The organism is Pricia sp. (genome assembly GCF_041745955.1).
Classification (GTDB): domain Bacteria; phylum Bacteroidota; class Bacteroidia; order Flavobacteriales; family Flavobacteriaceae; genus Pricia.
Genome location: NZ_JBGTHY010000142.1, coordinates 1 through 9,242, shown reverse-complemented (window position 1 = coordinate 9,242; position 9,242 = coordinate 1). Strand labels below are relative to the sequence as shown.

The following is a 9,242-nucleotide window of genomic DNA, read 5'->3' as shown; positions in this document are numbered from 1 at the left end:
TATCGAAACCATGGGGAAACGCATGAAGATTTCCGACGGTATCGGAGCCTTGAAAAAGACAAGAAACGTAGCCGTCTTACAATCCACCCGATGGAACGAGATTTTGGGCGCAATGATCTTGGAAGGCGAAACAAAGGGATTAAGCGAAGAGTTTATTTTGAAACTCTTCAAGGCCATCCACCAAGAATCGATCAATCATCAGGAGAAGGTAATCAATGGGTAGCTATTTGTCGCTCGGGACAACATTGTAAAACCACAATTTTATCAGCGGATCGAAAAGTCGAAAACGGATTGATTGGCTCTTCCGTTGGGTACTAGACCTTGGTACATAAAGGCATATTCACCTTCCTCAAGATCGGTTGGGGTTACCTTGAACTTGTTCCCCTCGATTTCTTCGATTTCGAAATTGATGGCATATTTCGGGTCGATTCCGTCGTTGTTGCTGACCAGGTTGCTTTTTCCGGTAATCAGTTCCCTTAGATTTCTTTTTTCGTTCACATCGAGTTTTACAAGAACGAACTCGTTGGGCGAGGTCGCCGTTCTGAACCACCAGTCCATATAGCCGCCGCCACCTTGGTCGGTCTGCATATTGTCGGCCTGCGAACTTGAGGGGTCGAAAATAAAGGTAAATTCCGGGCTGTCCGCATTTATGATGTTATTCGATTGGGAGCTTGACAGCCTTGCCTTTTTCATTTTGGGAATAAATCCCGAGACCAGCCTATTTGCAACTGCATCTTCACTGGTGCCCGAGAATACGGTGGCATGCACCATTTTTAGGGCACCATCATCCGCCATATAGTAAATTCCCGTCCTCGATTTGGTATTTTGTTTGGATTTTTCCATAATTAGCGAAATAATATCGGAAGAAACCCCGGCCTTTTTTAATTCGCTGAGAGCCGAAATGGAAGCATCGAATTTAACGTCTGACGTATTTATTTTGTCAGCGATCATAAAGTCGTCAAATTCCAGTTGCTTCATTTGCAGCACACTTTCATTGGTAATTAATTCTTGGGCTCGGGAATTGACACAGAGTAGTATAAGAAGTAAGGTGCCGAATATTGTTTTGGAAAGGTTCATCGGTTTGGTTTTTAGCGTTCGTCAAGCAATATAATTTAATTATTGGAATTAATCAAGCATATTTTAGGACCGTCCGAAAAAGTAAGATATCTATCGAGTTCAAAACAGGCACCTATCTTATCCAGTAAATTTTGGGTATAAGGATCCTCGAAAAGAAGATTGTCTTCCGTTACGTTAAAAAGCCGTTATTTTGTACCCTGATAACTTTGAATTGGAATGCGAGGAACCGTCTACAAATCAACGGGCAGTTGGTACAGCGTAAAGACCGATAACGGTGATTTTATCGAATGCCGTATCAAGGGAAAGTTCCGTATACAGGGGATAAAAAGTACCAACCCGATTGCGGTGGGGGATGTAGTTGAATTCGAGATCGAGCAATTGGGAGACGACGACGTAGGAACTATTTCGGCGATCCGGGACCGTAGGAATTATATCATCCGAAAATCGGTCAATCTTTCTAAACAGACCCATATCATCGCTGCCAACCTCGATCAAGTATTTGTATTGATAACGCTTAACAATCCGACTACCTATCCGTTATTTATCGATCGTTTTTTGGCGACTGCGGAAGCTTATGACGTACCGTCGGTTTTACTGTTCAACAAAATCGATTCTTATGACGAAGAACAGCTTGGCGAAGTACGCTATCTTGCGGCCCTTTATCGTAAAATTGGCTATACTTGTCTCGGTATATCGGCCTTGACGGGTAAGAATATTGAAAAAGTGAAGGAACTTATGATGGATAAAACCAGCATGTTCGCAGGGCATTCCGGTGCTGGAAAGTCCACTTTGGTCAATGCCCTGGAACCCGGATTGGATTTAAAAACAGCCGAAATCTCGGAGCAGCATCTTCAGGGACAACACACCACAACTTTTGCGGAGATGTACGATATAAGTTTTGGCGGTCGAATTATCGATACGCCTGGCATCAAAGGATTCGGTGTGGTAGATATGGGCGAGGATGAGATAGGGGACTACTTTCCGGAGTTCTTCGCCTTGAAAGACGGTTGCAAATTCAACAATTGTTTGCATTTGAACGAACCGCAATGCGCCGTTAAGGACGCCTTGGAAAGTGATGAAGTCTCTTGGAGCCGATACCGTAGCTATGTGCAAATGGTGACCGGGGAGGATGAGAATTATAGAATTGATATTCATGGGCAAAAGTGATGATGGGATATGACGGAAGACTGAAGATGGATTATTTCAAATGAAGACGGATGATTTAAAATACCGATGCTGACCTATGAAAGCAGTAATCCAAAGAGTATCCAAGGCAAGTGTCACGGTGAATGGCAAGATCATTGCGGAAATAAAGGCCGGACTTTTACTATTACTGGGAATCGAAGATTCGGATAATCAAGAGGATATCGAATGGCTATCCCGAAAAATCGTCAATCTTAGAATTTTCAATGACACCGAGGGTGTGATGAACAAATCACTTTTAGAGGTTCTAGGAGATTCCATTGTGGTAAGCCAGTTTACGTTACATGCCTCCACAAAAAAAGGAAATCGTCCATCCTATATCAAGGCCGCCAAACCGGATGTGGCGGTTGCCATGTATGAAGATTTTATCCGACAAATAGAAAAGGATCTGGGCAAAAAAGTAGGCACGGGAGTTTTCGGGGCCGATATGAAAGTCGATTTGCTGAACAACGGGCCGGTGACAATTATAATCGATACCAAGAACAAGGAATAATGGGCATAACAAAAGCACAACAAGACGTAGATAGTTGGATCAAAGCGCACGGCGTTCGCTATTTTAACGAACTCACCAATATGGCACAGCTTGCCGAAGAGGTAGGCGAGGTGGCACGCATTATCGCCCGCCGGTACGGGGAACAGAGCGAAAAGGAATCGGATAAAAATAAAGATTTGGGCGAAGAACTGGCCGACGTGCTCTTTGTGGTACTGTGTCTCGCCAACCAAACGGGAGTTGATCTGCAGGAAGCCTTCGATAAAAAATTGGAGCTAAAAACCAAACGCGACCACGACCGCCACCAGAAAAATAAGAAGTTGAAATAGCCTTATCTTACGTCTTTATTTTTACGCTGTTTTTAAGTTATACCATTAAATAACAATAGTACTTCAAACAATATCCAAAGCAATCCAAAAATTGAAATTACACCTCTCCTCACCATCCAGCAACTTTATCAAGGCAAACATCGAAATCACCGGCTCAAAAAGTGAGTCCAATCGCTCGTTGTTGCTCAGGGCCTTATATCCTGATATTACCATCCAAAATCTTTCCAATTCCGACGATGCCGAGGTTATGGAAAAGGGATTACAGATAGAAAATGGGGTAGTGGACGTTCATCATGCCGGGACCGCCATGCGGTTTTTAACCGGCTACTTTGCCTCACAAGAGGGAAAGGAAGTTACACTTACCGGTTCACAACGCATGACCGAGCGTCCCGTTAAAGTTTTGGTGGAAGCCTTACGAAGTTTAGGTGCGGCTATTGCCTATGAAAACAACGAAGGCTATCCCCCGATACGGATAAAAGGAAAAAAACTGGTCAAAAATCGGGTCAGCCTTCCGGCCAATATCAGCAGCCAATATATTTCCTCGCTGTTATTGATCGCACCAAGTCTAGAAAACGGACTGGAGCTCGAGCTGATCGGAAAAATAACCTCGGAGCCCTACATAAAAATGACCTTGGGGCTGTTATCGCAAATCGGGGTAGAAAGTGCCTTCGAGGGCAATGTCATCAAGGTTTTACCGAAAGCAAACGTGGCACCTACCGTTTTGACCGTAGAATCGGATTGGAGCTCTGCATCTTATTACTATAGCATCGTAGCTCTTTGCGAGATAGGTAGCGAAATTAAAATCTCCGCCTACAAAAAGTACAGTCTACAAGGGGACAGCATACTCTCGGAAATATATTCAAATTTTGGTGTGAAAACATCCTTTTACGACAACCATATCCTTTTAAAAAAAACCACAGACTGTCAATTGACAACCTTAAAATACGATTTGGCCAATGCCCCCGATATCGCCCAAACTATTGCGGTCACTTGTTTTGGCTTGGGAATAGGCTGCCATCTTACGGGCCTTCACACCTTAAAAATTAAGGAAACCGATAGGTTAGAGGCCCTTCATGCCGAGCTCACCAAATTTGGCGCCGCCATCTCGGTCACGGACAAAACGTTGACACTCCGCCCGTCGACCACTATAAAAAAAGACGTGGCCATCGACACCTACAACGACCACAGAATGGCGATGGCATTTGCGCCCCTGGCCCTAAAGACATCCTTGGGTATCAACGATGCCGAGGTGGTGTCCAAATCCTATCCTGATTTTTGGGAAGACCTCAAAAACCTCAGTTTTGGCGTAAAGGAAGTAATATAATCATCCTTTTACTTGACATCCCCTATCTGCGGGTCGTATATTTGCAGCCGCAAAAAATAGTACGCGAAGAACATACATTCATCAAATTCGAACTATGCCTATAAAACCGAACAAGTACCAGAAAATGAAATTATCGCATTTCAATTTTGAACTGCCCGATAATTTACTGGCCGAATATCCCGCCGAAAATCGGGACGAATCCAAATTGATGGTCGTTCATCGCGAAACCGGAAAAATCGAGCATAAAATGTTCAAGGACATGATCGGTTATTTCGACGAAGGTGACGTGATGGTATTAAACAATACCAAGGTTTTTCCGGCACGTTTGTATGGCAATAAGGAAAAGACAGGAGCAAGGATCGAGGTATTTTTGTTGCGTGAACTCAACGAAGAGCAGCGCCTTTGGGACGTATTGGTCGATCCCGCCCGTAAAATCCGGATCGGAAACAAGCTGTATTTTGGTGACGATGAAGATTTGGTAGCGGAGGTTATCGATAATACCACTTCAAGAGGTAGAACCTTGCGCTTTCTTTACGATGGTTCATATATCGATTTTAGAAGAAAATTGCGGGACTTGGGTCAAACCCCACTCCCGAAGTATATTAAAAGGGATGTTGAGCCCGAAGATGAGACGCGTTACCAGACCATTTATGCCAAGCATGAAGGTGCCGTGGCCGCGCCTACGGCCGGACTCCATTTTTCAAAACACCTGTTGAAACGTTTGGAAATCAAAGGCATCGATTTTGCCGAGGTCACCTTGCACGTGGGTCTGGGAACTTTCAACCCTGTTGAAGTCGAAGATCTTTCGAAGCATAAAATGGATAGCGAGGAGCTCATTATCGACGAAAAAGCGACAGAGATCGTGAACAAGGCCAAGGGCAAGAAGAAAAGAATATGTGCGATAGGGACTACCGCCATGCGGGGACTTGAAAGTGCCGTTTCTTCCGATCATTTGCTGAATATTCATGACGGTTGGACGAACAAATTCATCTTCCCGCCTTACGAGTTCAGTATCGCCGACGCCATGGTAACGAACTTTCACTTGCCTAAATCGACACTGTTGATGATGGTATCGGCGTTTATGGGGCACGATCTGATGAAAAGAGCGTATAAAGAAGCTATTTTAGAGCAGTATAAATTCTATTCGTACGGTGACGCCATGTTAATCATTTAGCCTCTTTGTCAGTCCCGCCCTTCGGCGAAATTTACATTGAACGTAGTCGAAATGCTCAGTATAAACTCCGATGGGAATCTTACGAACATCTTTTAAAATCCCGTAAACTAATTTTTTGTTTATTGGGATTTTTGACTTTTTATCTTTGATCGTATGTTGAATCAGACCAAAAAAAAGGACATCAGGGCTCTGACCAAAGAACAGCTTCGCGATTTCTTTGTATCCGAGGGCGATAAGGCCTTTCGGGGCAATCAGGTCTACGAATGGCTCTGGCAGAAATCCGCCCACTCGTTCGAAGGGATGACCAACCTCTCCAAAGAGACGCGTGACATGCTCGGGGCCAATTTTGTCATCAACCACATCAAGGTCGACCAGATGCAGCGCAGTAATGACGGCACCATTAAAAATGCCGTTCGCCTGCACGATGACCTGATTGTGGAATCCGTACTTATTCCTACCAAAACACGTACTACCGCTTGTGTATCGAGCCAGGTAGGCTGCAGTTTAGACTGCCTTTTCTGCGCCACTTCCCGCTTGAAACGTATGCGGAACCTGAATCCCGATGAAATTTATGATCAAGTGGTCGCTATCGACAACGAAAGCCGACTATACTTTGACCGACCTTTGAGCAATATTGTTTTTATGGGGATGGGCGAGCCGTTGATGAACTATAACAACGTACTCAAGGCCATCGACAAGATTACCTCGCCCGAGGGATTGGGCATGTCACCAAAACGTATCACGGTTTCCACGAGTGGTGTCCCCAAGATGATCAAAAAAATGGCGGATGACGAGGTACGGTTCAAGCTAGCGGTCTCCTTGCATTCCGCCATCGATGAAATCCGTACCTCGATCATGCCTTTTAACGCGACCTTCACGCTGGCCGACCTTCGTGAAGCCTTGGAATACTGGTACGCTAAAACAAAAAGCCGAATTACGTACGAGTACGTGGTATGGCAGGGCATCAACGATACCCAGAACGATGTGGATGCCTTGGTCGAATTCTGTAGGTTCGCGCCTTCGAAGGTGAATTTGATCGAATACAATCCCATCGACGACGGGGAGTTCCGACAGGCTTCCAATTCGGCATTGGATATGTATGTGAACACCCTTGAGCGCAATGGTATCATTGTAACCGTTCGCCGCTCAAGGGGAAAGGATATCGATGCGGCCTGCGGGCAATTGGCCAATAAGAAGTAGGCAGTATGTCGTACCTTTTTATCCCTTCATTTTCCCTATTTTTAGAAATCCGAATCAGATAGACCGAAACACTTGAAAATCGTATCCCAGATAAAACAGCCTGTTGAACAGGAAATGGAACTTTTTGAAACGAAGTTCAGGGATGCTATGTCCTCACAGGTGGCGCTGCTGAACCGGATTACCTACTACATCGTGAACCGTAAGGGCAAGCAGATGCGGCCGATGTTCGTCTTTTTGACCGCCAAATTACTGAACGATGGGGCGGTCAACGAACGCACTTACCGAGGGGCGTCGGTCATCGAACTGATCCACACCGCTACCTTGGTCCACGACGATGTTGTCGACGAAAGCAATAAACGTCGCGGTTTCTTCTCCATCAATGCCCTATGGAAAAACAAGATAGCCGTTTTGGTGGGGGATTATCTGCTGTCAAAAGGATTATTATTGTCCATTGATAACGGGGATTTCGATCTGCTGCGGATCATATCCGTGGCCGTACGTGAAATGAGCGAGGGCGAGCTGTTGCAAATTGAAAAGGCAAGGCGTTTAGATATCACCGAGGAAGTCTATTACGACATCATCCGCCAAAAAACGGCGACCTTGATTGCCGCCTGCTGCAGTCTCGGCGCCTGTTCGGTAAAACCCGACTCCCCCGATGTGGAAATCTTCCGCAAATTCGGTGAACTCTGCGGAATGGCCTTCCAGATAAAGGACGACCTGTTCGATTATGGCGCTGAAAAAATAGGAAAGCCCACCGGTATTGATATTAAAGAACAGAAAATGACCCTTCCATTGATTTATGTACTTAACAACTGCTCCGCATCCGAAAAAAAATGGCTCATCAATTCCGTGAAAAACCATAATAAGGATAAGAAGCGGGTAAAAGAGGTTATTTGCTTTGTAAATGAAAATGGGGGACTGGACTACGCGGTACAGAAAATGCTTTACTTTAAAGAGGAAGCATTGGCGTTATTGGCCACGTATCCGCCATCGGAATATAAAAGTGCCTTGGAATTGATGGTCAACTACGTGGTGGATAGGAAGAAGTAGTTTTTACCTATTGATAACCCCAAAGTTGAGCTCTGATTTGGCTCCTCATAAAGACAATGTCCCTAAAAAATTTCCTCCATCAGGCAACCATTCCAAACCTTCCTGCGTCTATACTAGTAGAAGACAACTAAACAGCTTTGAAAATCATATCCTTTTACAAAAACGAAAAACAGCTGATCAAAAAATCCGCCTCCGGTAATCGGGAAGCGCAGCGGCGATTGTACGAAAAGCACGCACCAAAAATGCTAGGTGTCTGCAGAAGGTATATCAAAGATTTGCAATTTGCGGAAGACGTAATGGTTTCAGGTTTCGTAAAGGTCTTTAAAAATTTGGATACGTTTCGGCACGAAGGTAGTTTCGAGGGTTGGGTCCGGAAAATCATGGTCCGGGAAAGTATTTCACATTTACGCAAAAACCAGTTCGTAGTGTACGACGAAACGGTTATCGAAAAGGCACATCCCCAAACAACGATCGATTCGTTCGATTGGGACACGCAACACATCCAATCCTTGATCGATGCCCTTCCGGATGGCTATCGCGCTGTTTTCGTGCTGTATGCCATAGAAGGTTACAAACATCAGGAAATAGGAGAAATGCTTAACATTTTGGAAAGCACCTCAAAATCGCAGCTCTTCAAGGCTCGAAAAGTTTTACAGGAACGATTAAAGCAACAAAATATCATAGGATATGGGACGGAATAAATTTGAAAAACAGCTAAAAGAGCAATTACAGGGGCGTGAAATAAAGCCTTCGGAAGGCGCTTGGAATAGAATTTCACAGCAGTTGGAAGTTTCCGAAGGGCCAAGGTCTAAACGGTTTCAATGGTACGGAATAGCTGCTGGGTTTATCGGGATTTTGTTCGCTTCGCTTCTCTATTTTACGTTGAAAGAACCATCGACCGTTCCGGAAACCGAAATAACCGATGTTATGAAGGATTCCATCCCCTTAAATACAACATCCGAGATGGTCCAAGAGCAAAAAAGTAAGGAGGACAATGCCATTGTAGAAACTAAGGTTCAGCAAGATAAATCAATACAAAGTACTTCCAAGCGCAATCAGGATAAGTCCATAAAGGACGCTTTGGTCAGTTCGAAAGACGAACAAATAAAAATTGAAAAAATAGCTATTCCTTTAAACACATCCAAGGAACTCATAGAGGCCAAGATAGCCGAAATCGTCACTCAGGTAGAGGTTTTGGAAAGGGAAAACAGTACCGTGACCGATGCTGAAATCGATTCCCTCTTGAGAGATGCTCAACGCCAAATACTCGAAGATAAAATTTTTAGGGATGACAAATCGGTCGATGCCATGGCACTTTTGGCGGATGTAGAAGACGAGCTGGACCGCTCTTTCCGGGACCAGATCTTTGACGCCTTGAAAGATGGTTTCCTAAAA

Annotated in this window: 11 protein-coding genes; 10 read left to right on the top strand and 1 reads right to left on the bottom strand. The window is 44.6% G+C overall.

The features are described 5' to 3' along the window. Positions 1-223: chorismate mutase (locus tag ACEW8S_RS05130; protein ID WP_373517108.1), on the top strand; the 223-nt coding region annotated here is incomplete at its 5' end. Positions 224-264: 41 nt separating this feature from the next. Here the strand turns inward: ACEW8S_RS05130 and ACEW8S_RS05125 are convergent. Continuing rightward, entirely contained in the window at positions 265-1,077 is an 813-nt protein-coding gene (locus tag ACEW8S_RS05125; protein WP_373517107.1) for a hypothetical protein, read from the bottom strand. A gap of 216 nt (positions 1,078-1,293) precedes the next feature. Between ACEW8S_RS05125 and rsgA the strand changes: the two genes are divergently transcribed. From rsgA to ACEW8S_RS05080, 9 genes are all read left to right on the top strand, one after another. Further along, positions 1,294-2,244 carry a ribosome small subunit-dependent GTPase A gene (gene rsgA / locus ACEW8S_RS05120; RefSeq protein WP_373517106.1) on the top strand — a complete coding sequence of 317 codons (951 nt, stop codon included), beginning with the start codon at positions 1,294-1,296 and terminating at the stop codon, positions 2,242-2,244. Between the two features lie 76 nt (positions 2,245-2,320). Then, positions 2,321-2,773 (top strand): D-aminoacyl-tRNA deacylase, encoded by a 453-nt coding sequence (dtd, locus tag ACEW8S_RS05115; protein WP_373517105.1) that lies wholly within the window; start codon positions 2,321-2,323, stop codon positions 2,771-2,773. Continuing rightward, complete coding sequence (locus ACEW8S_RS05110) at positions 2,773-3,099, top strand: nucleotide pyrophosphohydrolase (protein ID WP_373517104.1); 327 nt, start codon at positions 2,773-2,775, stop codon at positions 3,097-3,099. Before dtd ends, ACEW8S_RS05110 begins: the two co-directional genes overlap by 1 nt. 91 nt (positions 3,100-3,190) lie before the next feature. Continuing rightward, entirely contained in the window at positions 3,191-4,423 is a 1,233-nt protein-coding gene (locus tag ACEW8S_RS05105; protein ID WP_373517103.1) for a 3-phosphoshikimate 1-carboxyvinyltransferase, read from the top strand. 124 nt (positions 4,424-4,547) lie between these two features. Continuing rightward, positions 4,548-5,597: a tRNA preQ1(34) S-adenosylmethionine ribosyltransferase-isomerase QueA gene (gene queA, locus ACEW8S_RS05100; protein ID WP_373517102.1), complete on the top strand. Its 1,050-nt coding sequence runs from the start codon at positions 4,548-4,550 to the stop codon at positions 5,595-5,597. Between the two features lie 153 nt (positions 5,598-5,750). After that, the gene (rlmN, locus tag ACEW8S_RS05095; RefSeq protein ID WP_373517101.1) at positions 5,751-6,797 is read left to right on the top strand and encodes a 23S rRNA (adenine(2503)-C(2))-methyltransferase RlmN; all 1,047 of its coding nucleotides are present in this window, start codon (positions 5,751-5,753) and stop codon (positions 6,795-6,797) included. A 72-nt stretch (positions 6,798-6,869) separates the two neighbouring features. Further along, entirely contained in the window at positions 6,870-7,847 is a 978-nt protein-coding gene (locus ACEW8S_RS05090) for a polyprenyl synthetase family protein (protein WP_373517100.1), read from the top strand. Positions 7,848-7,984: 137 nt separating this feature from the next. Then, the gene (locus tag ACEW8S_RS05085; protein WP_373517099.1) at positions 7,985-8,548 is read left to right on the top strand and encodes an RNA polymerase sigma factor; all 564 of its coding nucleotides are present in this window, start codon (positions 7,985-7,987) and stop codon (positions 8,546-8,548) included. Further along, on the top strand, positions 8,535-9,242 hold a 708-nt coding region (locus tag ACEW8S_RS05080; RefSeq protein ID WP_373517098.1), incomplete at its 3' end, for a hypothetical protein. The genes ACEW8S_RS05085 and ACEW8S_RS05080, both read left to right, overlap by 14 nt.

What these genes read in the sequence shown, in the direction of transcription:
- ACEW8S_RS05125 (WP_373517107.1), bottom strand. Translation starts at nt 1,077, where the DNA reads ATGAACCTTTCCAAAACAATATTCGGCACCTTACTTCTTATACTACTC.
- rsgA (WP_373517106.1), top strand. Translation starts at nt 1,294, where the DNA reads ATGCGAGGAACCGTCTACAAATCAACGGGCAGTTGGTACAGCGTAAAG.
- dtd (WP_373517105.1), top strand. Translation starts at nt 2,321, where the DNA reads ATGAAAGCAGTAATCCAAAGAGTATCCAAGGCAAGTGTCACGGTGAAT.
- ACEW8S_RS05110 (WP_373517104.1), top strand. Translation starts at nt 2,773, where the DNA reads ATGGGCATAACAAAAGCACAACAAGACGTAGATAGTTGGATCAAAGCG.
- queA (WP_373517102.1), top strand. Translation starts at nt 4,548, where the DNA reads ATGAAATTATCGCATTTCAATTTTGAACTGCCCGATAATTTACTGGCC.
- rlmN (WP_373517101.1), top strand. Translation starts at nt 5,751, where the DNA reads ATGTTGAATCAGACCAAAAAAAAGGACATCAGGGCTCTGACCAAAGAA.